This window comes from Cellvibrio sp. PSBB006, from assembly GCF_002162135.1.
GTDB lineage: Bacteria > Pseudomonadota > Gammaproteobacteria > Pseudomonadales > Cellvibrionaceae > Cellvibrio.
Genome location: NZ_CP021382.1, coordinates 1,635,514 through 1,658,672 on the forward strand (window position 1 = coordinate 1,635,514; position 23,159 = coordinate 1,658,672).

At 51.3% G+C, this 23,159-nt stretch carries 22 protein-coding genes; 7 read left to right on the forward strand and 15 right to left on the reverse strand.

Features of this window, described 5'->3' with window-relative positions:
• Positions 1 to 14 precede the first annotated feature (14 nt).
• On the forward strand, positions 15 to 230 hold the full coding sequence (locus CBR65_RS06790; protein ID WP_087466160.1) for a DUF2970 domain-containing protein: 216 nt from the start codon (positions 15 to 17) through the stop codon (positions 228 to 230).
• A 19-nt stretch (positions 231 to 249) separates the two neighbouring features.
• Here CBR65_RS06790 and CBR65_RS06795 read toward each other — a convergent pair whose 3' ends face one another.
• Positions 250 to 729, reverse strand: coding sequence for a MarR family winged helix-turn-helix transcriptional regulator (locus CBR65_RS06795; RefSeq protein WP_087466161.1), 480 nt, complete (start codon positions 727 to 729; stop codon positions 250 to 252).
• Between the two features lie 588 nt (positions 730 to 1,317).
• Here CBR65_RS06795 and CBR65_RS06800 point away from each other — a divergent pair.
• Together CBR65_RS06800 and CBR65_RS06805 are read left to right on the forward strand one after the other, a co-directional pair.
• On the forward strand, positions 1,318 to 2,982 hold the full coding sequence (locus tag CBR65_RS06800; RefSeq protein ID WP_087466162.1) for a nitrite/sulfite reductase: 1,665 nt from the start codon (positions 1,318 to 1,320) through the stop codon (positions 2,980 to 2,982).
• Positions 2,966 to 3,469, forward strand: coding sequence for a DUF934 domain-containing protein (locus CBR65_RS06805; RefSeq protein WP_087466163.1), 504 nt, complete (start codon positions 2,966 to 2,968; stop codon positions 3,467 to 3,469). The genes CBR65_RS06800 and CBR65_RS06805 overlap by 17 nt, the downstream gene beginning before the upstream one ends.
• A gap of 200 nt (positions 3,470 to 3,669) precedes the next feature.
• Here the strand turns inward: CBR65_RS06805 and CBR65_RS06810 are convergent, their stop codons facing one another.
• From CBR65_RS06810 to CBR65_RS06860, 10 genes are all read right to left on the reverse strand, one after another.
• A complete protein-coding gene (locus tag CBR65_RS06810) occupies positions 3,670 to 4,812 on the reverse strand; it encodes a patatin-like phospholipase family protein (RefSeq protein WP_198300889.1) in 1,143 nt (380 codons plus the stop codon).
• A gap of 26 nt (positions 4,813 to 4,838) precedes the next feature.
• Entirely contained in the window at positions 4,839 to 5,312 is a 474-nt protein-coding gene (locus CBR65_RS06815; RefSeq protein ID WP_087466164.1) for an NfeD family protein, read from the reverse strand.
• A gap of 17 nt (positions 5,313 to 5,329) precedes the next feature.
• On the reverse strand, positions 5,330 to 6,247 hold the full coding sequence (locus CBR65_RS06820) for an SPFH domain-containing protein (protein WP_198300890.1): 918 nt from the start codon (positions 6,245 to 6,247) through the stop codon (positions 5,330 to 5,332).
• Between the two features lie 31 nt (positions 6,248 to 6,278).
• Positions 6,279 to 7,907 (reverse strand): AMP-binding protein, encoded by a 1,629-nt coding sequence (locus tag CBR65_RS06825; RefSeq protein ID WP_087466165.1) that lies wholly within the window; start codon positions 7,905 to 7,907, stop codon positions 6,279 to 6,281.
• A gap of 54 nt (positions 7,908 to 7,961) precedes the next feature.
• Positions 7,962 to 9,761 carry an acyl-CoA dehydrogenase C-terminal domain-containing protein gene (locus tag CBR65_RS06830; protein ID WP_087466166.1) on the reverse strand — a complete coding sequence of 600 codons (1,800 nt, stop codon included), beginning with the start codon at positions 9,759 to 9,761 and terminating at the stop codon, positions 7,962 to 7,964.
• 195 nt (positions 9,762 to 9,956) lie between these two features.
• Positions 9,957 to 10,748 (reverse strand): dienelactone hydrolase family protein, encoded by a 792-nt coding sequence (locus CBR65_RS06840; protein ID WP_087466168.1) that lies wholly within the window; start codon positions 10,746 to 10,748, stop codon positions 9,957 to 9,959.
• A 31-nt stretch (positions 10,749 to 10,779) separates the two neighbouring features.
• Complete coding sequence (locus CBR65_RS06845; RefSeq protein ID WP_087466169.1) at positions 10,780 to 11,370, reverse strand: CoA pyrophosphatase; 591 nt, start codon at positions 11,368 to 11,370, stop codon at positions 10,780 to 10,782.
• Positions 11,371 to 11,412: 42 nt separating this feature from the next.
• The gene (locus CBR65_RS06850) at positions 11,413 to 11,730 is read right to left on the reverse strand and encodes a YqfO family protein (RefSeq protein ID WP_087466170.1); all 318 of its coding nucleotides are present in this window, start codon (positions 11,728 to 11,730) and stop codon (positions 11,413 to 11,415) included.
• 97 nt (positions 11,731 to 11,827) lie between these two features.
• Positions 11,828 to 13,003: a phosphoglycerate dehydrogenase gene (locus tag CBR65_RS06855; RefSeq protein ID WP_087466171.1), complete on the reverse strand. Its 1,176-nt coding sequence runs from the start codon at positions 13,001 to 13,003 to the stop codon at positions 11,828 to 11,830.
• 82 nt (positions 13,004 to 13,085) lie between these two features.
• Positions 13,086 to 14,204 (reverse strand): phosphoserine transaminase, encoded by a 1,119-nt coding sequence (locus tag CBR65_RS06860; protein ID WP_087466172.1) that lies wholly within the window; start codon positions 14,202 to 14,204, stop codon positions 13,086 to 13,088.
• Between the two features lie 745 nt (positions 14,205 to 14,949).
• Between CBR65_RS06860 and CBR65_RS06865 the strand changes: the two genes are divergently transcribed.
• Positions 14,950 to 15,594 carry a glutathione S-transferase family protein gene (locus CBR65_RS06865; RefSeq protein ID WP_087466173.1) on the forward strand — a complete coding sequence of 215 codons (645 nt, stop codon included), beginning with the start codon at positions 14,950 to 14,952 and terminating at the stop codon, positions 15,592 to 15,594.
• A gap of 2 nt (positions 15,595 to 15,596) precedes the next feature.
• Here CBR65_RS06865 and CBR65_RS06870 read toward each other — a convergent pair whose 3' ends face one another.
• Positions 15,597 to 16,541, reverse strand: a complete 945-nt coding sequence (locus CBR65_RS06870; RefSeq protein ID WP_157671997.1) for a glycoside hydrolase family 16 protein — start codon at positions 16,539 to 16,541, stop codon at positions 15,597 to 15,599.
• A gap of 265 nt (positions 16,542 to 16,806) precedes the next feature.
• Between CBR65_RS06870 and CBR65_RS06875 the strand changes: the two genes are divergently transcribed.
• Positions 16,807 to 17,310, forward strand: coding sequence for a sigma-70 family RNA polymerase sigma factor (locus tag CBR65_RS06875; RefSeq protein WP_087468957.1), 504 nt, complete (start codon positions 16,807 to 16,809; stop codon positions 17,308 to 17,310).
• Entirely contained in the window at positions 17,303 to 18,262 is a 960-nt protein-coding gene (locus tag CBR65_RS06880; protein WP_087466174.1) for a FecR domain-containing protein, read from the forward strand. The genes CBR65_RS06875 and CBR65_RS06880 overlap by 8 nt, the downstream gene beginning before the upstream one ends.
• Before the next feature lie 3 nt (positions 18,263 to 18,265).
• Here CBR65_RS06880 and CBR65_RS06885 read toward each other — a convergent pair whose 3' ends face one another.
• On the reverse strand, positions 18,266 to 19,546 hold the full coding sequence (locus CBR65_RS06885) for a glycerophosphodiester phosphodiesterase family protein (protein WP_087466175.1): 1,281 nt from the start codon (positions 19,544 to 19,546) through the stop codon (positions 18,266 to 18,268).
• Between the two features lie 132 nt (positions 19,547 to 19,678).
• The gene (locus CBR65_RS06890) at positions 19,679 to 20,137 is read right to left on the reverse strand and encodes a DUF4442 domain-containing protein (RefSeq protein ID WP_087466176.1); all 459 of its coding nucleotides are present in this window, start codon (positions 20,135 to 20,137) and stop codon (positions 19,679 to 19,681) included.
• Between the two features lie 229 nt (positions 20,138 to 20,366).
• Here CBR65_RS06890 and CBR65_RS06895 point away from each other — a divergent pair, with 229 nt between their 5' ends.
• The gene (locus CBR65_RS06895; protein ID WP_198300891.1) at positions 20,367 to 22,661 is read left to right on the forward strand and encodes a TonB-dependent receptor; all 2,295 of its coding nucleotides are present in this window, start codon (positions 20,367 to 20,369) and stop codon (positions 22,659 to 22,661) included.
• A gap of 134 nt (positions 22,662 to 22,795) precedes the next feature.
• Here CBR65_RS06895 and CBR65_RS22025 read toward each other — a convergent pair whose 3' ends face one another.
• Positions 22,796 to 22,969, reverse strand: a complete 174-nt coding sequence (locus CBR65_RS22025; RefSeq protein WP_157671998.1) for a hypothetical protein — start codon at positions 22,967 to 22,969, stop codon at positions 22,796 to 22,798.
• Between the last annotated feature and the right edge of the window lie 190 nt (positions 22,970 to 23,159).

Below are 23,159 nucleotides of genomic sequence, written 5' to 3' on the forward strand. Positions count from 1 at the left end.
CAATGAGCCAGCCAATGACAGATGAACAGAAGCCAGTAAAGAAACCGACCTTTTGGCAGGTGGTATCCAGCACCTTGGCCGCCGCTATCGGCGTGCAGAGCAATAAGAATCGTGAGCGGGATTTTACCGGCGGAAATATTTATACCTACATTGCCGCAGGTGTTATTTTTACGGTTGTGTTTGTGGTGATCATGATTGTCATTGTGAAAACTGTCCTTGCCAACGTGTAGCCAATTGCCATGTGGCCAATCACATATGCCGCCAGACCTGGGCTGTTTCCACCCCACCGGCACGCAGTAACTTCTGTACATTCATCTTAAACGCACGCATCTCAGTCGGATGCAGTTCCCGTAAAAACGCTTCCTGGTGGCGGACCGCCGCATCATTAAGCTCTGCAATCAGGTTTTGCCCCGTTTCCGTAATGTGAATCTTGATGGAACGTCGATCCAGCCCATCATGAACCCGCGCTATCAAGGATTTAGCTTCCAAACGATCCAAGAGACGGGTTACCGCTGAACGATCCACACCGATATTGTCAGCAATTTGCGCCGGGGTCTTGGCCAGTTGGTGGTGCAACACATTGAGGATCATCCATTGCGGCCAGGTGACATCCTGTTCCTGTAATTGCTGGTTGAATTGCTCTTTCATGACGCTCGATAAACGCGTAATCCAGAACACAAAACTGTTGTGCAGGTGGAAATCAGCTTGCGACGATTTAGTGGTGTTCATAATTGCTTCGCCTGGCTCACATTGTCAGCCCCAAAAAAACAAACCCCGAGGACATGCTCGGGGTTTGTTGGGATCTGAATGATGACAAAATCGTTACGGCTTATTGCCCGCTTACCCAGAAAATGCAAGCGGCAACAAAGATAGCGATTAACGCAACAGCAGCAATGGCATCAGCAACGCTATCACCACGTTCTTCCAGCTCAATAGGTTCGTTCATTATTTTTATTCTCCTGATGTGTCAGTGTGAATTTTTATGGTTTACGCACAATGAGTGCGCACTGAGTGACCGGAACAGCGTTTATCCGACCTTAAGCGCGATTCTTAACATAAATCTTTCAGGATTGGCAACCCAAATGCGTTTGTTATAACGAAATCGCATGTATTTAGCGTTAAATATTCGTTCAAAGCCCAATGAAAGCTTGTTATGTTGCCTCCCCGCGCGAGTCCAAGTTGAACAGGGCCAGCGCCTTCATACCTCGCTGTAAAAAGTGTTTTAGTGTATGCTGCGCGCCTGTTTTTAGCCGCGTTCCGAGGTTGCAGACTCTTGCGCGGACCACCTATTCTCTGTTGCACGGTGTATTAGCCCCTATGTACATTTACGACGAGTACGACCACACCATTCTGCGCCAGCGTGTCGCCCAATTCCGCGACCAGACTGAGCGCTTCCTGGCTGGCGAGATAAAACCGGAAGAGTTTTTACCGCTGCGCCTGCAAAATGGCCTTTATGTCCAGCGCTTGGCGCCGATGCTGCGGATCAACGTCCCCTATGGGATGCTGAACAGTGCCCAATTGCGCCGTCTGGCCCATATTGCCCGTCACTATGACAAAGGTTACTGCCATGTCAGTACCCGTCAGAATATTCAATTTAACTGGCCTGACCTGACTGAAGTCCCGGATATTCTGCAGGAACTAGCAGAAGTCCAGATGCACGGCACCCAATCCAGCGGCAACTGCATCCGCAATACCACCTCAGACCAGTTTGCCGGTGTTGCCGAAGATGAAGTTATAGATCCGCGTCCTTATTGCGAGATCATTCGTCAGTGGTCCACCTTTCACCCGGAGTTCGCTTTCCTGCCGCGCAAATTCAAGATCGCCGTAACCGGCTCGCAACAGGATCGCGCTGCGGTACAAGTTCATGACATCGGTTTGCAGATCGTGCTTAACGATGCGGGCGAAGTAGGCTTTAAAGTTTATGTTGGCGGCGGCCTGGGCCGCACACCGGTCATCGGCAGTGTGATCCGCGAGTATCTGCCGCAGGAACACCTGTTGACCTATCTCGAAGCCATCCTGCGGGTGTATAACCTGTTCGGCCGGCGCGATAACAAATACAAAGCCCGTATCAAGATTCTGGTTCGCGCACTGACCCCCGAAGTGTTCACTGAGAAAGTGGAAGCCGAATGGGCATATTTGAAAGGCACCAGTAACACCTTGACCCAGGCAGAAATTGACCGGGCCAAAAGCTTCTTTACTGAGCCACCTTACGAAACCATCGATGACGCAGCAGCACAGGCCGAAGTTGCCGCTTTAGCTGCCGAGCACCTGGCATTCAGCAAATGGTTACAACGCAACGTACGCGGCCATCGGGTACCGGGTTACGCAGCAGTAACCTTGTCCCTGAAACCTACCGGCGTTGCCCCCGGCGATGTCACCGACAGCCAGCTGGAGATTATTGCCAATCTCGCCGATGAATTCAGCTTCAGCGAAGCGCGCACCACCCACGAGCAAAACATTGTGCTGGCGGATGTGAAGAAAACCGACTTGTTCACGCTGTGGCACAAAGCCAAAGTTGCCGGTTTTGCAACGCCGAATATCGGCACCATTACCGATATTATTTGCTGCCCCGGCGGTGATTTCTGTTCTCTGGCGAATGCCAAATCCATTCCGATTGCCGAATCCATTCAACGTCAATTTGACGATATGGATTACGTCTACGATCTGGGCGATATTGACCTGAACATCTCCGGCTGTATGAATGCTTGCGGCCACCACCATGTGGGTCATATCGGCATCCTCGGTGTCGATAAAAAAGGCGAAGAGTTTTACCAGGTCCAGCTGGGCGGTAGCGCCAGTAACGACGCATCCCTCGGCGATGTACTCGGCCCGTCTTTCAGCGCCGGGGATATGCCGTCTGTTATTCAGAAGTTGGTCGACGTATTCGTCGAAAATCGGACGGAAGAAGAATTGTTTATCGATACCTACCGCCGCATCGGTGCAACTCCCTTTAAGGAGCGTGTTTATGCCAAAGCTAGTTAAAGACGGCGTGATTGTCGAAGATACCTGGACACTCCTGTCCAAGCCGGAAGGTGATGCTGCTAACTTTGCCGTACCCGCAGGTCAAGTGATCGTGCCTCTGTCAGTATGGCTTGCGCAAAAATCAGAACTTAAAAGTCGCACAGATATCGGCGTGTGGCTTGATAGTGATGAGACAGCAGATTTACTCGGCGAAGACGCACAACCATTGCCGTTGGTTGCGGTGAATTTCCCGACATTTATGGATGGTCGCGCATTCTCTACCGCGCGCTTGCTGCGTGAGCGTTTTGGGTTTACCGGCGAATTGCGTGCGGTGGGTAATTTTATTCGCGACCAGCTTTGCTATTTGCGCCGTTGTGGTGTTAATGCGTTTGCGTTTAGCAATCCAGAATCCGATCTGCAGGCCGCTTTGAAATCGCTCGATGATTTCACTGAATATTATCAAGCGTCCGTAGACCAACCTTTGCCTTTATTCCGTCGTAGGGCTTGATTTAAAGAGAAAGGTGAAGCTCGCACAATGCAAGTTTGGCGTTAGGTCTTTTGTTTCGAAACCTTCAAGTCATGGATGACTTGAAGGAGCTACAGGGATGTATTCATGCGTTTTCGAAACAAAAGGCCTAATGACAAACGTACTACGAAGTTCCTCTACAACAAACTGAAAATCTGCCAACTCAATTCTCAGCAAAACTTTTATTTATCCACATCAAAAAACGTCTTAATACTCTCCGCTTCCCACATCGTGTCCTGATAACCCAACTCCATCAGTTCAGTAATAAACTCTTTCACGAACAATAAATAACTTGCAGCCGTTGCGCCGCCGCCCTTTGCTGTGGCGCCGATGGTACGCAGGAAAAAACGCAGGCTGTTAGGCAAGTAGCGAACGCTACGGCCAGCGATAGCATCTACGGGGCGCGAGGGAGAGATAACTTTGTTTTTTACAATCCGCAATTCCATTCCACTCGCCTGGCGTTCGCTTTCGGGAATCAGGCTCAGCAGTTGATTCAGACGTTCGAGGTGTTCGAGATCGCCTTCCATCGCATCAATGAACGCGCTGTTAAACAAATGGCCAACAATTTGGGCCATCGATGGTGAGTGCCGCACTGGCTTGCGCTTACCCCAATGCACCGATTTACGGTTACCGCTCACCCCGATAACAAACAAGGATTCAGCTCCGAGATGCAGTGCGGGGCTGATCGGAGCCAGTTGACGCAAGGCGCCGTCTCCAAAGTATTCGCGATTGATGCGCACGGCAGGAAAGATTGTTGGAATAGCCGATGACGCCAGCAAATGTTCCAGACGCAAACGGGTGGGGACACCGGCGCGGCGGTAGCGGTTCCAGCCAACCAGATCAGGATGGCCCTGAAAAAAGCTGACAGTCTGCCCGGAGGAATATCCCATGGCTGAAATACTGACAGCCAATAACTTACCTTTCTCGATCTCGTGATCAATATTTTCCAGGCGAATCTTGCTGCCAAGCAAATGCCAGAGCGGTGAGTTATCCAGCAACGATAGAGGACGTTGGCGACCGACACCTTCGTTAAACAGTGACAGTGCGATCAACCCGATACCTTTAAATATATCGCTCCAACCGTGCAAATAAATCTGATCCAGGCTGAGATCGCGCCACATGCCCGCCAAACCAGCGACGGACTCTTTGAAAGTACCCGGATGGCTTGCCAGCGCTACCGCATTGATAGCACCGGCAGAGGTTCCGCAAATAATCGGGAAGGGATATGGCGCGTCGTCAGGAAGAATATCTGCCAAAGCCTGTAATACACCCACTTGATAAGCAGCGCGGGCGCCACCACCGGAAAGAATCAATGCTCGTTTCATCACCGCAACCAATCACGCATCCGGATTTATTCCGGCTTAACTACAAGAGATTTGTCATGCAGTTTGACGAGGAGCGTCATTCCATCTGCGCCAACAATATCGACGATGGTACCTTGTGGCAGGTCATCCGTACAGGCAACCGTCCAGAGGGCATCCTCGATCTGCACCTTACCCGTACCATTTTGGATCGGCGTAAGCAACGAAACACTGCGGCCGACCAAACGAGCCGCACGCGAGTTTAACAATGGCTGATCCGTCTTATTGTTGAACTTGCGAAATTTTTTCCAGTACACCAGCGTGATAACAATAGAAAGTGTCGCGAACAAAATAAATTGCCAAAACCAGGCGAGCCCGGGAAATATTGCCAACACAACAGCAATAATTAATGCGGACACACCGATTCCCAACAAAAAACCACCCGCGCCGAGGATCTCAAGAATTAAAATCAGCATGCCCAGGGAGAGCCAATGCCAGGGTTCAAGTGATGCGAGAAATTCCATAACCGTGCCTGTCGATATTATTGTTGTTTGGCCGAGTTGATTAACTCACTGATTCCACCAATGGAACCGATAATACTTGAAGCTTCCAACGGCATCAGGATGACCTTACCGTTTTGTGACGAGGCCAATTGGCCCAGCGCATCCACATATTTCTGCGCGACAAAATAATTAATTGCCTGTGAGTTGCCTTTGGCAATCGCCTCGCTCACCATCTCGGTTGCTTTGGCTTCTGCTTCCGCCTCCCGTTCGCGCGCTTCAGCTTCCAGGAATGCAGATTCACGCAAGCCTTCCGCTTTAAGAATCTGGGCACGCTTCTCACCCTCAGCGACTTTAATGGCAGCCTCCCGCTCACCTTCGGCACGCAAAATCTGCGCACGTTTTTCCCGTTCGGCTTTCATCTGGTTCGCCATGGCATCTACCAAATCGCGCGGTGGTGTGATGTCCTTGATTTCAATGCGCGTCACTTTAATACCCCAGGGGCTGGTCGCTTCATCAACCTTCATCAATAAACTGGTGTTGATGGTATCGCGATTGGAAAGCATCGCATCCAGCTCCATGGAGCCGAGCACTGCGCGGATATTGGTCATCACCAGATTTTGCATCGCATGACCCAGGTTATTAACTTCGTAGGACGCTTTGGCAGCATCCAATATCTGATAAAAACAAACGGCATCGGTAGTGACCATAGCGTTGTCAGCACTGATCACTTCCTGAGGTTCTATATCGAGCACCTGCTCCATCACAGTTACCTTGCGTCCAACAGCATCGACAAACGGCACGATGATATGTAAACCCGGATCAAGCAAGCGTGTGAATTTTCCAAAACGTTCGACGGTCCAGTTTTGCCCCTGGGGTACACTTTTTACGCCTTTGACGACGATGACAATGGCAAGCGCCACCAGAATCAAAATGGTTTCGTTAAATATGCCGAACATAGCGGTTTACCTTTGTAAAAGAAGATCGTTGTTATTGTTTTTCCGCATTGGGTTCCTGGTCTTTCAACTCTCGACGCAAAACTTTACCAACATTGGTTTTCGGTAACTCGCTGCGGAACTCAACCAGATGTGGCACTTTGTATGGTGTTAATTTAGTCTTGGCATAATCACGTACATCAGCAATCGTTAACGATGAATTATGGGTGACTACAAACGCTTTAACCGTTTCGCTGCCATCGTTATCCGGCACACCGATAACCGCTGCTTCAACAATATCCGGGTGACCAGCCAACACATCTTCCACTTCATTGGGGAAAACCTTGAAGCCCGATACGTTGATCATATCTTTCTTACGATCAACAATCTTGATATAGCCATCGTTCTGAATAATGGCGATATCACCGCTCTTGAACCAACCGTCTGCATCCAACACCTCTGCGGTAGCTTCAGGCCGCTGCCAGTAACCTTTCATGACCTGCGGACCGCGAATACATAATTCGCCTGGCTCACCGGTAGGCAAGGTATTACCGTCTTCATCAATCACTTTGCAATCAGTATCCGGCATCGGTAAACCGACGGTGCCCTGCTGAATACCACCAGGTGGATTGATAGCAACAACCGGTGATGTTTCTGTCAGGCCATAGCCCTCACTGATCGTACTGCCCGTCACTTCGGTCCAGTGTTTGGATGTTTCGGCGGTCAACGCCATACCACCGGATGAGGTCAAACGCAAATGACTAAAATCCAGTTTCACAAAATCCGGAGTACGCATCAAGGCATTAAAGAGCGTGTTCAAACCAACGAAACAGGTGAAGGGCAAACCTTGTAAAGTCTTGACAAATGCTTTGATATCGCGCGGATTGGGGATCAATAAATTGTGATTGCCCAAGGACAATGCCGACATGCAATGAATCGTAAACGCGTAAATGTGGTAAAGCGGCAGCGGCGTAATATAGAGTTCCTGATTCTTACGAAACACTTTATGCATGTGCTCGTTAACCTGCACCATATTCGCCACCAGATTGCGGTGGGTTAACATCGCGCCCTTGGCAACACCCGTGGTACCACCGGTGTATTGCAAAACAGCAACATCTTCCGGATCGCGCTTGACCGATTGAAACGGTTTTTGTGCTTTGTTTAATGCATCCCGAAAACCCACTTGCAAAGGAAATGAAAATGGCGGAATCATTTTCTTGATGTGCTTGACCACGAAATTCAGCAGTATCCGTTTGACCGGCGGATGCATATCGGCAAGCTCTGTCACAATCACTTGCTCAACTTTCGTTTCCGGCACAATCGCGGCCGCATTTTTTGCAATATTGGCGAGTACCACCAGTGCTTTTGCACCCGAGTCATTCAGTTGATGCTTCAATTCGTGGGCGGTGTAAAGCGGGTTGGTGTTCACGACAATCAAACCGGCGCGAATCGCACCGAACACTGCCACCGGGTATTGCAAAATATTGGGTAGTTGAATGGCGATACGGTCGCCGGGCTGCAAAGAGGTAAATTGTTGCAGATAGGCAGCAAAGCGCGCTGAATAACGATCAAGCTCGCGGTAAGTCAGTGTGTGCTTCATGCAGGTAAAAGCCGGGCTATCGGCATACTCTCGACAGGATGACTCAAAAATATCGGTGATGATCTGGTTATAGTTTAACGACATGCTTCACTGACTCCTGTGATAATCCTTGAATTGAAAAATGTGAAAAACAAACTGTTAAAAAATGAAATCACTTTCCGGCAGCCCCATCAGGTTATCTGCTCCGGATTTTATGGATTGCACCAAAGTGCGAGTGCGCGGCAATATCCGTTCATAATAAAAACGCGCCGTGTGCAATTTGGCTTGGTAAAAGGCATGCTCATCGGGGTTTTCTACCAATGCCTGCTGTGCACAGGCCGCCGCCCGAGCCCAGAGATAAGCGAGTGTTAAATAGCCTGAATACATTATGTAATCCACCGACGCTGCGCCAACCTCGTCGGGGTTTTGCATCGCGCGCGCGCCAATGTTCTGAGTCAGCTCCAGCCATTCATTCCTGAGCTCAGCCAAAGGTTTGACTAAATGTGCCAGTTCCCGGTTATCGGCATGTGACAGACACACATCATCAATCATGCTGATAAAGCCTTGCAACGCCTGACCCTGGGTCATCAACACCTTCCGCCCCAGAAGATCCAACGCCTGAATACCCGTGGTACCTTCGTATAAGCTGGCAATTCGCGCATCCCGCACGATCTGCTCCAGGCCCCACTCGCGAATATAACCGTGGCCGCCAAAACATTGCAGTGCATGGTTGGTCGATTCAAAACCGGTCTCTGTCATAAATGCCTTGGCAATCGGCGTCAGGATGCTGAGCATTTCCTCGGCATCTTCCCGCGCAGAAGACTCTACCCCGTGTTGGCTGATATCGATTTGCATTGCCGCAAAGTATGCCAGCATCCGCGCCCCTTCAATCAGGGCTTTCTGGGTGAGCAGCATCCGGCGCACATCCGGGTGAACAATAATGGGGTCTGCAATACCCTGCGGATTTTTCGGGCCGGTCAGTGAGCGCATCTGCAAACGTTCACGCGCATAGGCCAGGGATTTTTGCCAGGCGGCCTCGGCCAGCGCCAAGCCCTGCGAGCCGGTGCCGAGCCGCGCGAGATTCATAAAGGTGAACATGCCATTCAAACCCTTGTTGGGTTCCCCCAACAAGGTAGCCGTCGCACCGTCAAAATTCAGCACACAGGTGGCATTACCATGAATACCCATCTTGTGTTCAATAGAGCCACAATGCACATTGTTGTGCTGGCCTAATGTGCCATCGGTATTCACTTGAAACTTGGGCACGATGAACAGCGAAATGCCCTTGGTACCAGCAGGTGCATCGGGCAATCGAGCCAGCACGATATGAATGATATTGTCCGCCATGTCGTGATCGCCGGCGGAAATAAAAATCTTGGTTCCGGTAATGCGATAACTGCCATCGGCCTGGGGTTCCGCACGAGTACGTAATAACCCCAGATCGCTGCCACAATGGGCCTCGGTGAGACACATGGTGCCGGTCCAGTCACCGGAGATCAACCGCGGTAGGAAGGTCTGCCGTTGATAATCCGTGCCATGCACCTCAATGGTGTGCATAGCACCCTGGGATAAACCGGGATACATCGCCCAGGCCGCATTGGCCGATGCCACCATCTCGTTAAGTACCACCCCCAGCGATAACGGCAACCCCTGGCCACCGTATTCCGTATTGCGGGTCATGGAGGGCCAACCCGCCTGGCAATACTGTTGGTAGGCTTCCCTGAAGCCATCCGGCGTTTGTACCTGCCCCTTGCTCCAGAGGCATCCCTGGCTGTCGCCAATGGCATTAAGCGGCGCTAATACCTCCTGGCAAAAGCGGGCATTCTCATTAAAAATGGCCGTGGCCAATTCACGATTGAGGTCAGCACCACCGGGCAATTGCTGACAGTGTGATTCGTAATTGAATAATTCAAACAGAACAAAATCGATATCGCGCAGCGGCGCTTGAAAATTACTCATCCTTAATTGCCTTATTGTGAGTCCCACCAGCGTCAGGCTGGGGGAAATCGGTTGATCTACCGTTCATCATTGATGATCGGCCGCCCTGTAAAACCCGTCGTATGATCACTATTGTTCCGTCAATATTGGCAGAAGGCGCCATTAAGTCAAACGGATACCAGCGGAAAATCCGGCGATCTTCCGCTGGAAGAATCATTATTCCCTGGCAAATACATCTTTCAGAAATTCACGCATTTTCTCCCAGGAATCTGCATCCGCCGCCGCATTGTAGGCCAGGGGCAGATTGTAACGCTTGCCCAATTCGGTTACTTCCGGGTTGGTAAAACCGTGTGTGGCGCCGGGGTAGGAATAGATCCGGAAGGCGACGTTGGCATCGGTCATTTCTTTGCGGAATGCTTCCACCTGTTCAGCCGGCACCATGGGATCGTCCGCGCCGGTCAGGATCAGCAGTTCAGCGTTAACGTCTCCGTCTTTCGCCGGGGTTTTAGTCGCCAATGCACCGTGGAAGCTGACCACCGCATCCAGATCCATGCCCTGGCGGGCCATGTGTAAGGATGTTCCACCACCGAAGCAATAACCAATCGCAGCAATGTGCTCCGGGTTCACCGTGGGCTGGTTGCGCAACAAGTTGTAGGCTGCTTCAAAACGCCCTTCGGCTACTTCGATATTGCTCGTGACCATCTGGACAAATTTTCCCGCTTCGTCAGGATGATCCGTCAATTTACCCGTGCCGAACATATCCAGTGCAAACGCGGTATAGCCTAACTCGGCGAGCATCTCGGCACGCTTACGCACGTAGTCGTTATGCCCCCACCATTCGTGAACAACCAGAATACCCGGCCGTTTGCCCTGCACACTGTCGTCATAGGCGAGAAAGCCAGTAAAGCTTTCGCCATTAACCTTATATTCAATAACCTTGGTCTGCACTTCCGCCTGCGCCAACGCAGCGAAACACACAGCGATTAAACCGGTAAATAGTTTTTTCATGATGCAAACTCCTTGACTGGGAAAAACAATGTTATTCGATTGGCAAGACTTCATCAGTTGCATTGAATACAGCCGTAATAATTTCACTGGTTAATGCCGCCGTAAAACCCCAGATTTCATATCCCTGGTGTTGGTATGCCGGCACATGCCAGGATTTTCCCGCATGGGAAAAAATATCTGTGCGGGTTTGTATGCCCGCGCGAAAAGCCGATAAAGGTACCCGAAAGACTGCATCCAGTTCATCGGGACTGGGTACGAGCTCAATACTCGGGTCGATCACCCCCACAAAGGGCGAGACACGAACCCCGGCACGGGTAGCACGCGGTTTACAGGCTCCCAATAATTTAACGGCGGCTGGCGACAAACCAATTTCTTCGTGGCTTTCGCGCAAGGCGGTATCAAGCAAGGTCTTATCATCCGCTTCCCACATGCCGCCGGGAAACGCCACTTCACCGGGATGGTTCGTCAAATGTTGGGCACGCAGGGTGAAGATGAGTTCGGGATTTTCTGCATCGGTAAATAACACCATCACCGAAGCTTGGGCGGGATAAAAACCCACTTGCTGGGTCAAGGCGTGATTAGGCTGGAGGTAATTCTGCAAATACTGCCACAGGGGTCTCATGAGTTTGTTCCGGCACCAGACACGAGAAATCCAACCATACCACTAAGCCGGAATGTCGGCCAAGCGCCAAATATCATAGGCGGGCTCTTCATAGGGATGGGACGCACGAAGCGCCTTGAGTGCTTCTGCGATACAGTCATCAGCACAGACCATTTCCACACGGTATTCGGCAACAACAGATAACTCACTGGTGTTACCGATAAACGGATTACTGCCGGACAAAGGACGGAACTGCCCTTCCCCCCGTGTTTGCCAGGCACAGCAATCGTAGTTGCCGATACGGCCGGCACCCACCGCAAACACCGCCGATTTGACAGCATCGAGATGGGACTCAGGAACGAAAAACACCAACTTGTACATCGTTTGCGGTTCTCTCGTATGCCTTCCGTTTTTAGTCGTACCGGCCGTGTCTCACGAGATAAATGCCGGCCACTCATGGTGACCGGCGATTGGTCACCTATATCACGCGCACTGAAATTACATGATCAACGGCGCGAATTGCAGCAATCACCTCATCGCTGGGCGCTTGCTCAACATCAATGATGTTATAGGCCATCTCGCCGCGACTTTTGTTGACCATGTCCACGACGTTGACTTTTTTATCCGCCAACAACGACAGCACATGGCCAAGCACGCCGGAAACGTTGTCGTTGGAGAACGTAATCCGCGCACCGGTACCGGGATTGCGATCCATAAACACACTCGGGAAGTTAACCGAATTTTTAATGTTGCCGTTTTCCAGATAATCCATCAGCTGATCGGCGGCCATGATGGCGCAATTCTCTTCGGCTTCCTCAGTGCTCGCGCCGATGTGCGGCATGGCGTAAACATCCTGACGCTGCAACAGACAGGGTTCGGGGAAATCGCAGACATATTTGCGCAATTTGCCTTCATCCAGACTCCCAACCACGGCATGGGCATCAACAATCGCCTCGCGCGCGAAATTCAACAGCACCGCGCCGGTTTTCACGGCTTTGATGGATTCACTGTTGATCATATGTTTAGTGGCTTCGATGGCAGGTACATGCAAGGTGATGTAATCCGAGCGCGCCAACAGCGATTGCAGGTTTTCCATCCGACCCACCTGGCTCGGCAAACGCCAGGCTGCCTCAACCGACAACGCCGGGTCAAAACCGACAACGTTCATACCCAAAGCCAGTGCAGTTTCGGCGATCATGGAACCGATGGCTCCCAAACCCACGACGCCGAGCGTCTTGCCTTGCAATTCACTGCCAGCAAAATTGGCTTTTTCTTTTTCCAACAGTTTCGACATTTCATCAGCATCCGTCATGTGCGTTAACCCCTGCACATATTCCATGCCGGACAAAATGCCGCGCGAAGCCAGTAACATGCCAGCCAGCACCAGCTCTTTTACAGCATTGGCATTGGCTCCTGGTGAGTTGAATACCACCACACCGGATTTGGTGTAGTCAGCCACGGGAACGTTATTGACACCGGCACCGGCACGGGCAACTGCTTTTACGCTTTCCGGCAGCGGCTCACCATGTAACTTGTGACTGCGCAGGATGTACGCATCAGGATGGCCAATATCACTGGCTACTTCATATTTTTCACGAGAGAAACGGTTAAGTCCTTTCACAGAAATCTGGTTGTAGGTTTTGATCTTGTACATGATCCCTTCCTTCTCATTATTCGGGCAGAAGATTACGGAGAGTGGAAAGCGCTGGCTGTACGGTAACAACCAGCGCGACGTATTAGGCAGCTTTCGTCGCTTCCTGATAGGCCCAGTTCAACCAGGGCATCAGCGCGTCGAGGTCCGCCTGCTCAACCGTGGCTCCACACCAGATGCGCAGACCGGCCGGAGCATCGCGGTAAGCACCGATATCGTAGGCAACACCTTCTTTATCCAGCAGTTTCACCATCGTCTTCACTTGTTCCGGCGTTGCATCCAGGGTCAAACAGACGCTGGTATTGGAGCGCGTTTCCGGTGTTTGCGGCAGGAAATTAATCCAGCTTGTTTCCGCCACAAATTTTTCCAGTACCGCGAGGTTGGCATTGGAACGTGCAATGGTTTCCTTGACACCGCCAATCGCTTTTACCCAATCCAGCGCATCAAGATAATCGGCCACCGCCAACATGGAAGGCGTATTGATAGTGTCGCCTTTGAAGATACCTTCGCTTAACTTGCCACCACTGGTCATGCGGAACAGCTTCGGCATGGGCCAGGACGGCTTGTAGGTTTCCAGACGTTCAACAGCGCGGGGGCTGAGAATCAACATCCCGTGCGCACCTTCGCCACCCAACACTTTCTGCCAACTGAAGGTAATCACGTCCAATTTTTCCCACGGCATCTCCATGGCAAAAACCGCTGAGGTTGCGTCGCAAATGGTCAGGCCGGCGCGGTTATCAGGAATCCAGTCACCGTTGGGGACTTTCACACCAGAGGTAGTGCCGTTCCAGGTGAAGATCACATCGTTTTCAAAATTGACTTTGGAGAGGTCGGGCAGCAAGCCGTAATCCGCCTCGTGAGCATTTACCACCAGCTTCAATTCTTTGGTGGCATCACTCAGCCAGCCTTTACCGAAGGACTCCCATTGCAGAATATCCACAGCGCGTGCACCCAGCAGAGACCACATCGCCATTTCTACCGCACCGGTGTCAGAACCAGGCACCACGCCAACACGATAGCCATCGGGCAAACCGAGAATTGCGGCGGTATCTTCGCAAGCGCGCTGTAACGCAGCCTTACCAATCGTGGAGCGGTGAGAGCGGCCAAGCGTGGACACATCCAGTTTGGTCAGGTCATAACCCGGACGTTTGCTGCAAGGGCCAGAAGAAAAATTGGGGTTGCGGGGTTTTACCTGTGGTTGCATGTTAATCCTCTGATTCAAACGATGAAGGTTAGCGCACCCGAGATAAACAACATCTGCCACACAACCTGAAACAAGTTGCACGTGTTACATAACACTCAGTTACATAACGCGGAGGCGCTGCCAAGAGGCCGGCGAGACGGGCGTGAACTACTCGCGAAATTGCCAGCAAATTCGGGGGCGTCGATTATGCCAGCTATGCTGAAAATAACCTAGCCACGGGCTGTGACAAATAAAGGAGCAAAAAAAAAAGCCCTCCACAATGTGGAGGGCAGAGGGAGACGTCGATGCATCAACCAGACATCGACGGTGAGAGACCGGTACAACGGCGAGTAATGTGGAACCACTCACCTGGACATGCTCGCTGACTCTCGGGACGGGCATGCCTTGAAATCACAATTAGCGAAATAGTAACGAAAGCGGCGCCTGATGGCTACTTAAAAAGCCCAAATATGACAAGGAAGCGCTAAATTTTTGTCAATTTTTGTACGAATTCATGAAAACGAACGCATGGCTGACAAAATATTTTCATGATTACGGTTACATTCACGCACTTTAATTTTCCCCGACAACCCTGTCAACGTGAACCCGGCGCCAACAAAAGTAATCATTTCAGACGGGGTGCTCAAATAGACATTTATACTATTTCCTGCGAGCGATATCGCACAGAATCGATTAATAAAATACTTCTATGGTTCGAGTGACCATTCATGAAATGGGTCAGATTTTCTCTTCGGGAATTAACGCCATGATGACGCTGTACACCTACACTACTCCCAATGGCCGCAAGATTTCGATCATGCTGGAAGAGTTAGGTATTCCTTACAACGTGAAGGTTATTAACCTGAGTAAACAGGAACAATTTAATCCGTCGTTTACTGCTATCTCACCCAATAACAAAATCCCGGTTATTGTTGATAACACAAACGAAGCTGCGCCGGTGGCATTATTTGAAAGTGGCGCAATTCTCACGTATCTCGCCGAAAAGTATGATCGCTTTCTTCCTCCTGTCGGCCCCGCGCGATACAAAACATTGGAATGGCTTTACTGGCAAGTGGGTGGCCTCGGTCCGATGTTTGGTCAGTTAAGTCACTTCGGTATCTTTGCCACTGAAAAAATGCCTGCCGCAACCAAACGTTATCGTGAAGAAGGTGAGCGGCTGCTCAAGGTGATGGAAAGACAATTGGAAACCCACGCTTTTCTCGCCGGTGACGACTACTCCATTGCCGATATGGCCGCCTATCCCTGGGCCTTTAATGCCGATACGTTTCTCAGTGAGTTTTTGGGCGATGCCGTGGCGACCATGCCAGCAGTACAGCGCTGGCTGACCACGGTAGGAGAACGCCCCGCCGTGCAACGCGGCATGGACGTCCCGGTTATCAACGCAGATTAAACTTACAAACCGCAGGGCGAAGGCAATGGCGGTTGCTGCTCTGCTACCTGATCAATAAATTTCACCTGCTGCTTCCGCAACACAGCAACGGCCTTTTCTACTTCCAGGGGCGACAAGGCAACATCGGCCTGATGGAATACCCAGTCAACATCTTCGTGATATTCGCGTCGCTCCGGTGAATCTACTGGCCCCAATGAATCATCCGCACCCTTGGGCATAAACCACAGGTTGAAATTGATCGACATAAAGTCTTCCGGATACACATTCTCGCTGTGCTCGGAGAATAATTTGCCATCCACGTAATAGCGAACCTTGTTATCCGCTACTGTAAACACCAGGGTTCGCCAGCCGGCGTAGCTGCCTTCCTGCCGGGTAAATTCATTGACCTTGGTCCAGGGTTCCAGCTGGAAAGTCTCCCAGGTGGTTGTCCACATTGCCGGCTTGGCGTCGGCACCCCAGCCGCCGTTGGGCAGATATTCAAAATCGGTTTCGCTGTAGTCTTTATCCATGGGTGCCTTCAGCGGGCTGATGGCATAAAAGGTCTGAATTACTTCATCGCCGTCAGGACCATATTCGGGCTCATCACGAAAAAATACCCGTGCAGCATAGGTGCCTTCGCGGTATTTACGCGCATGACAAAATTGCGTGTGGCGAGTGTTTTCCCCTGTGCCATCAGTGATGGATGCCATCCTGATAACACCCTGATCTGCACCGTCCACATCCGCATGGAATGAAATCCCCTCCCCCGACCAGGTTGCACCGGCAATACCCGGGTGCCCGGTTTCAGTTCTGACTGCCCAACCGTTATCGGCAAATGCCTGCATATCGGTGTAACTGAAGTCATCAAAGAAAACCTGTTGCTGATGTTGATTCGGTGTTGCTGTGCAGGCGCCAAGAAACACACTGGATGCCAAGCCTAATGCGGCGGTAAACCTTGGATAGTTCATGATTTTTTATCCTTTTAGTGGAGAACGAGCAGCACTATCTTTGTTTGTTGAGACAACGTTGTCAAAGAAATTTTGCTTCACTTACGGCTTTTTACTCCACCTAACGAAAATTAACGCTCGCTTCATAGCTTTTGCTGCGCGTGCAGAGATGTCGCGTGCGTTGACATTGCGCCAGCCATGTGGATAATTGCGAACAATTATCATCTGCATTTTTATTTGCAGACTCATCATCTCATCTGTCACTCACAGGAATATGGGCAGCATCATGGCGAATCTGGTTCAGAGTCATGCCATTCACACGCTCTATAACGATCATCAAGGCTGGTTACATGGCTGGTTGCGCAGCAAACTCGGTAATACCTGGGATGCTGCGGACCTCGTTCATGACACCTTCGTGAAGGTGCTATTAAAAGATGAATGGAGCTTTATTCGTGAACCCCGTGCTTACCTGACCACCATTGCCCATGGATTGATGGTAAACAGCCTGCGCCGCAAGGATCTTGAGCGAGCTTACCTGGATGCCATCGCGCATCTGCCAGAAGATGAATACCCTTCCCCCGAAACCCGCGCGCTGGTGCTGGAAACCCTGATAGAAATCGACGTTATGCTGGATGGCCTGGCTCCCAACGTACGCCACGCCTTCTTGTTGTTACAGCTGGAAGGACTGCGCCATGCCGAGATTGCCGAACGACTCGGCGTGTCCGTGAGTTCCGTGCGGCAATATATCGCCAAAGCCATTCAGCATTGCGTCCTCCGCCACCATGAATAACGATACGCTTCACAACGATGCGCTCAAAGCAGCTGCTCAGTGGTTTGTGCAGCTGACTTCCGGCGATACCACCGATGAAGATCGCGCCGCCTGGCATGCCTGGCGCCAGCAAAGCCCGACCCATGAATATGCCTGGCAACAGATTGAAAACGTCACGCGTAAATTTTCCGCTCCCGGGATGTCGGCCGAAATCGGTCTGGCAACGCTGGAGCGCCCCGCCTCACCCGGCAGACGAAAAGTATTGCAACACATGGCGACGGTTTTTGCGCTCGGCGGATTGGGTTGGGCGGGTTATCGTCATACGCCCTGGCAGGTGTGGTCAGCGGATTACGCAACCGCCGTGGGCGAACAGCGGGATGTCATCTTGCAAGATGGAACGCAACTTACGTTGAACACCGACTCGGTGGTTGATGTGCACTTTTCGTCAAGGGAACGACGGATCAGGGTACACAAAGGGGAAGTGCTGATTAATACCGCCAAGGACACTCACCAGCGCGCGTTTGTTGCTGCCACTGAGCATGGCGATGTCACCGCACTCGGTACCCGGTTTGCCCTGGCGTGTGACAAACATATTAGCCGTGTCGATTTATTTGAAGGTGCACTGGAAATTCACGCAACGACCAGTCAACGAACGCAGCGTTTACACGCGGGCGAAACCACACGTTTCAATCACCAACTCGTCGAAACACCTTTTGCACTGTCACACACGCAACCGCTCTGGTTGAATGGCATTCTGATGGCCGACAATATGGCGTTGCCGGATTTTATTGCTGACCTTGCCCGTTATCGGCGAGGTTATCTAATTGGCGATGCAAGCCTGACAGGGTTGCGTATTTCCGGTGCGTTTCCCATCGACAATACGGATCGCATTCTGGATTCGCTCGTCGCAACCTTGCCCGTGGAGGTGCAACGTTTTACCGATTATTGGATAACGGTAAAACGTCGCGTATAAGGCTTATTTCAGTTTCATACAACTCGCATAATAGGTCACTGTGGCCGGCCAATCAGAAAACATGCCGATAATACCCACGTCCTTGGCCAATACATGCAGCACATCCATCATATCGCCATCGTTATTGATGACTGGACGAACGCTCTGGTGATACCAGCCACCGCCATTTTTTAACGGACCGTCGCGCTCGAATGACCAGGCGATAATGTCCAGACCTGCAGCCTTGGCATACATAGCGTAATCAGACGGCACGATGCGATTGTCATCGTCGAGTGTCAGCAACGCCCACAGCGGCGGCGCTACGATATTGATACCTTCAGCGGCCCACCCTTCAACCTCTGCTTGCGAGGGCGCTTCGTCCGGTGTGTTGATATCGTCGAGATAAACGGCTTGTTTACCAAAGCGCGGCTCGTTTTCGATCCAGTAACGCACATCCTGAATATCGAAGGATTGCGGCCACACATCGCGCGGATGCACACCGGCTGCCTTGTACTCATTAATTAATTGCTGCGCATAATCCGCTTGCGAATAAGTGCCTTCAAATGGCATAGGCACGCTGGCTGATTTTAATTCCGGGGTAAATTTCACACCGAGCTTTTTAAACAACTGGATGCTTTCCGCGTGGGTCAGCAACGTACCTTTGTCAGCGTACAGGTCCGTACGCCATTTCGCGGTACCGTTCATGTACTCTTCGGCGGTCGTGGCGCGGGGATTAAAACCGTCCATCTTACCTTCAAGGGTTTTAAATTCAGCAAGCGTAATGTCGCTGGTGCAGCAGCGCGCAGATGCCGGTGTGCCGCTGGCGAGATCCGCCGGTGTGAAAGGCTGTGAACATTTGGCAGCCAGCTCCGGAATAGCGAGGATATTGGTCGTGGTATGCAGATCGCATTGCGAGTGACGGCACACCAACTCTTTATCTTTAGTAAAGGTCACATCACATTCCATAATGCCCGCACCCATGCGCGCTGCCGCTTCATAGGATTCTTTCGTGTGCTCGGGAAATTGCAAAGGTGCACCGCGATGGCCGATTGAAAAATCGGTTTTGCGGAAGGGCCCTTTTGCACAGGATTGCAATTTTCTTTTCAGCGGACTCGCATCCATATCTTCAACCAGATAAAACGGCCGCGGTCCGACTTCTACCGGTTGGTGATGTTTATGCGAATGGTCAGTGTGATAATGCTTTTTCTCATCATCGTGGTGCTTACCGGCGCAGGCCAGCACGGATAAACACGCGACTGAAACAAAAACTGTGAATTTACTCAAGGTATGGGGTTTCCGGGACATGAGGGTTTCTCCTTTATTAGATTCAGAAACACGCTGAATCTACCCTCGCTTTGTGACTGTAGCTTGCCAGTTTGATGACAAACAAAATAACAGGAAAATTCTCGCGACAGTTTGAAATTTCTGTGAAGCCTATCAAGCGCTACGCGCCGCCGGTTTTTTGCGGACGTACAATACACGGTGTACACGAGCAACCACTTGCTGTTGTTCATCGCGTATCTCGATGTGAAACTCCGGCAGATACTTTTCACCATTCGCGGTACGCGCTTTGATTTCATCCAGGATGTCATCATCAATTTGAAAATGTGCTGTGACGATTCCGCGACCCGGCGCAATGTAATCAATCGCGCCCTGTTTATCCCACACGTAATACTCACGCCCCAGGTTGTGCATCAACATCAGCATGAACCAGGGGTCCGTCATGGCAAACAAGCTACCACCAAAATGAACGCCGACGTAATTGCGGTTGTACCAACGCAACTTCATCACCACTTCTACATACCGATAATCAGCGCGAATCACCTTTGCGCGGATACCGGCAAACAACAAGGGTGGCCACAAATTAACCAAACGACGAAATACTCCGGCTTTCAACTGACACCTCACTATAAAATTGGCCCCATCTACCGCATCGAGCCACCGGACAAGGATGCTACCGCAGTTGCCGTCAGACTGGCCAGCGTGCAGATAAATCCTTCTTTTTACCTCCCCTTTTCACTTTTTGAAAAAAAATCGCACCGACGACTGTCACTTTTTCAATCTCGATTGGCATAGGGAGTGAAGACCTTGTTTTATCTCCCAGACATCAACCGCAGGAATTATCATGACTCATCGCCCCAAGCATTCGCAGCCCGGTATTGCTGCGCGTAACCCCTTAACCCTGGCGCTGCAAGCCGCGACCCTGGCTTTAGCCGCCGCAACCGCTTTGCCTGTCATGGCACAAGTGACTGAACCCGCCGCATCGGTTAAAAAAAGCTACAACATCCCCGCCGGCCCCCTGGGACGCGCGCTATCAACCTTTGCCATGGAAGCCGGTGTGCTCCTGTCTTTTGACCCGGTCCTTACGGCCAATAAACAAACCCAGGGCCTGCGCGGTGAATACGGCGTGCAGGACGGTTTCAGTGTCTTGCTGGCTGGCAGCGGTTTGAGCCTGGTGCGTCAGGCTGATGGCAGTTACTCGTTGCAAGCCATTACCGGCGCGGCGGCTGCACAACTACCTGCCGTAAAAATCTCCAGCAGCTACGAACCCTTGAATGCCGGCGTTAGCGGCAATCGCCGCGTCGTCAGCCAGGAAGATATTGATCGCATCCAGGCCAACGATCTGGAAGATGTGTTTCGTAAAACCCCGTCCGTTGCGGTGGGTGGCTCTGTGGGCATCGCGGAAAAAGTGTATGTGCGCGGCCTGGAAGATGCCTTGTTAAACGTAACCATTGATGGCGCGACCCAAGCCGGCGTGTTGTTTCACCACGCCGGCCGTTTAAGCATTGAGCCCGAATTGTTAAAACAAGTTGAGGTGCACGCCGGTGCCGGTGTGGCTACCGACGGCCCCGGTGCACTCGGCGGCGCCATTCGTTTTACCACCAAAGACCCGGAAGATTTGTTGCGTCCCGGTGAGCGGTTTGGTGCGTTGATTAAAGGCGGTTATTTCGATAACACCGAAGGTTACAAAGCCAGCGTGAATCTGTTCGGGCGTTTCAATGACAACTGGAGCGGAATGGCGACAGTAGCCAAGTCTGATAGCGATGCCATCACTGATGGTAACGGCACGGAATTAGGCGGTACTGAATCTGAACAAACCATGGGCTTTGCCAAAGTTGTAGGCAAACTCACCGACAGCCAGACGGTAAGGGTCAGTTATGACTTGCGCGAAGACGACGGCATTCGTGCGCAACGCCCGCAATGGGTGATCAGCGACTGGAACCCCGGCTATCCACTCAAGATTGAGCGCGAAACCGTTAATCTGGGTTATCAATTAAATCCCGCCGACAACCCTTTCCTGAATCTGGAAGTCACCGTTTACGACACCCAGGCAGAACTGGAACAAAACGTTATCGGTCGTTGGGGCGTTTACAACGGCTCCTCTGAAAGCCAGGGCGTTAACCTGCGCAACACAACTCAATTGAGCAGCCATGAATTAATTTACGGTGCCGAATATCGCGATGACACCGTGAACGCCGGTCCAGGTACTGATCCCAGCGAGCAGGAAGAAAATGGCAGCGTCACCGGCTTTTTTGTGCAGGATCTGTATCAGGTCACGGATAAATTATTGTTGAGCGCCGGCGTGCGCTATGACGATTATGAATTGACAGACACGGACAACCAGGAATTCGAAGCAGACGGTTTCAGCCCTAACGTTGGTGTCAGCTATCAGCTCACTCCCACGTTCAGTGTCAACGCCAGTTACGCCGAAGCGTTGCGCGGCCGCCAGACCATGGAGACGTTCCTGCTCGATTCCCGCATGAATGATCCGGAGCTGGAAGCCGAAGAATCGGAAAATACGGAAGTTGGTTTTGAATACTACCGCGATGCGTTTGGTTTCTCCGGTACCTTTTACCGCGCACAGATCGACAACGCCATCAACGACCAACGTATTCCGGTAAACGGTATACCGCGCTGGGTATTCCGCAATATCGGCGATATTGAAACCGAAGGTTTTGATTTGCGCGTGAGCTACGACTGGACGCAAGTGCAAGTCGGTTTGAGCTATAGCGACTTTGATTCCGAACTGGCCGGCGATAATGGCGATCTGGAACTCAATGCCTATGATCACGGCGCACTGGGCAACACCATCGGCAACACCTGGACGGCCGACGTCGCCTATCAAGTGAATGATGCCCTGGAATTGGGATGGAACGGTCGTCTGGTCGAAAGCCTCGAAAACATTCGCACTTCCGCAGGCACCGTGGATAAATCCGGTTATGCCGTACACGACATCTATGCGCAATGGTTTGTCACACCGGACTTCAACGTGACCTTCACGGTCAAGAACCTGTTTGATAAATACTATATCGACCATGCCACCAACGGCAGCTTCGAACACATTCCCGGTTATGAAGGCATCATTGGTTTGTCAGAGCCGGGCCGTGATCTCCGCTTAACCTTAAGCTGGCGGATATAAAATCCCTGCGGCTGCCTGATCGGGTAGCCGTACATTCTTCCTCTGGTTCAGGATAAACATTTATACGGATGTAATGCATGGATGCACACCAGCTTTTTCATTGATTCATACCCGTCTTCCGCCAAAGCCTCCGGCTACTCTTCTTTTTCCTCCTCAACAATGACGATTTCGTAACCTGAGGGCAGGCGAATACGCACTACCCTTACGCCAATATCGCGTTGCGCGGCATTGTCAGCAGGTAATTCGTTCGGTTTGGGCCTGCGTCGTAAACGACGCACATACTCCTGAAATTTATTGAATATAAACACGGCATTGATCCCTGTGAGAAAAAGAACAGAGAATCGAATGGGGTATGAGGGGAAATATCTGGAACATTTCAGACCGCATTCGATTCGCGGTCTGAATTAAAAGAAAGCCTAACTGACAGACAACGAATGCATATCCGCATGACGGACCGAGCCGGTCATCATGGAGAAGCAATTAATAATCAGGGTTAGG

What these genes read in the sequence shown, in the direction of transcription:
- CBR65_RS06805 (WP_087466163.1), top strand. Translation starts at nt 2,966, where the DNA reads ATGCCAAAGCTAGTTAAAGACGGCGTGATTGTCGAAGATACCTGGACA.
- CBR65_RS06870 (WP_157671997.1), bottom strand. Translation starts at nt 16,541, where the DNA reads ATGAACTATCCAAGGTTTACCGCCGCATTAGGCTTGGCATCCAGTGTG.
- CBR65_RS06875 (WP_087468957.1), top strand. Translation starts at nt 16,807, where the DNA reads ATGGCGAATCTGGTTCAGAGTCATGCCATTCACACGCTCTATAACGAT.
- CBR65_RS06855 (WP_087466171.1), bottom strand. Translation starts at nt 13,003, where the DNA reads ATGTACAAGATCAAAACCTACAACCAGATTTCTGTGAAAGGACTTAAC.
- CBR65_RS06800 (WP_087466162.1), top strand. Translation starts at nt 1,318, where the DNA reads ATGTACATTTACGACGAGTACGACCACACCATTCTGCGCCAGCGTGTC.
- CBR65_RS06850 (WP_087466170.1), bottom strand. Translation starts at nt 11,730, where the DNA reads ATGTACAAGTTGGTGTTTTTCGTTCCTGAGTCCCATCTCGATGCTGTC.
- CBR65_RS06795 (WP_087466161.1), bottom strand. Translation starts at nt 729, where the DNA reads ATGAACACCACTAAATCGTCGCAAGCTGATTTCCACCTGCACAACAGT.
- CBR65_RS06885 (WP_087466175.1), bottom strand. Translation starts at nt 19,546, where the DNA reads ATGTCCCGGAAACCCCATACCTTGAGTAAATTCACAGTTTTTGTTTCA.
- CBR65_RS06810 (WP_198300889.1), bottom strand. Translation starts at nt 4,812, where the DNA reads ATGAAACGAGCATTGATTCTTTCCGGTGGTGGCGCCCGCGCTGCTTAT.
- CBR65_RS06895 (WP_198300891.1), top strand. Translation starts at nt 20,367, where the DNA reads ATGACTCATCGCCCCAAGCATTCGCAGCCCGGTATTGCTGCGCGTAAC.
- CBR65_RS06880 (WP_087466174.1), top strand. Translation starts at nt 17,303, where the DNA reads ATGAATAACGATACGCTTCACAACGATGCGCTCAAAGCAGCTGCTCAG.
- CBR65_RS06830 (WP_087466166.1), bottom strand. Translation starts at nt 9,761, where the DNA reads ATGAGTAATTTTCAAGCGCCGCTGCGCGATATCGATTTTGTTCTGTTT.
- CBR65_RS06790 (WP_087466160.1), top strand. Translation starts at nt 15, where the DNA reads ATGACAGATGAACAGAAGCCAGTAAAGAAACCGACCTTTTGGCAGGTG.
- CBR65_RS06865 (WP_087466173.1), top strand. Translation starts at nt 14,950, where the DNA reads ATGATGACGCTGTACACCTACACTACTCCCAATGGCCGCAAGATTTCG.
- CBR65_RS06820 (WP_198300890.1), bottom strand. Translation starts at nt 6,247, where the DNA reads ATGTTCGGCATATTTAACGAAACCATTTTGATTCTGGTGGCGCTTGCC.
- CBR65_RS06815 (WP_087466164.1), bottom strand. Translation starts at nt 5,312, where the DNA reads ATGGAATTTCTCGCATCACTTGAACCCTGGCATTGGCTCTCCCTGGGC.
- CBR65_RS06845 (WP_087466169.1), bottom strand. Translation starts at nt 11,370, where the DNA reads ATGAGACCCCTGTGGCAGTATTTGCAGAATTACCTCCAGCCTAATCAC.
- CBR65_RS06860 (WP_087466172.1), bottom strand. Translation starts at nt 14,204, where the DNA reads ATGCAACCACAGGTAAAACCCCGCAACCCCAATTTTTCTTCTGGCCCT.
- CBR65_RS06825 (WP_087466165.1), bottom strand. Translation starts at nt 7,907, where the DNA reads ATGTCGTTAAACTATAACCAGATCATCACCGATATTTTTGAGTCATCC.
- CBR65_RS06840 (WP_087466168.1), bottom strand. Translation starts at nt 10,748, where the DNA reads ATGAAAAAACTATTTACCGGTTTAATCGCTGTGTGTTTCGCTGCGTTG.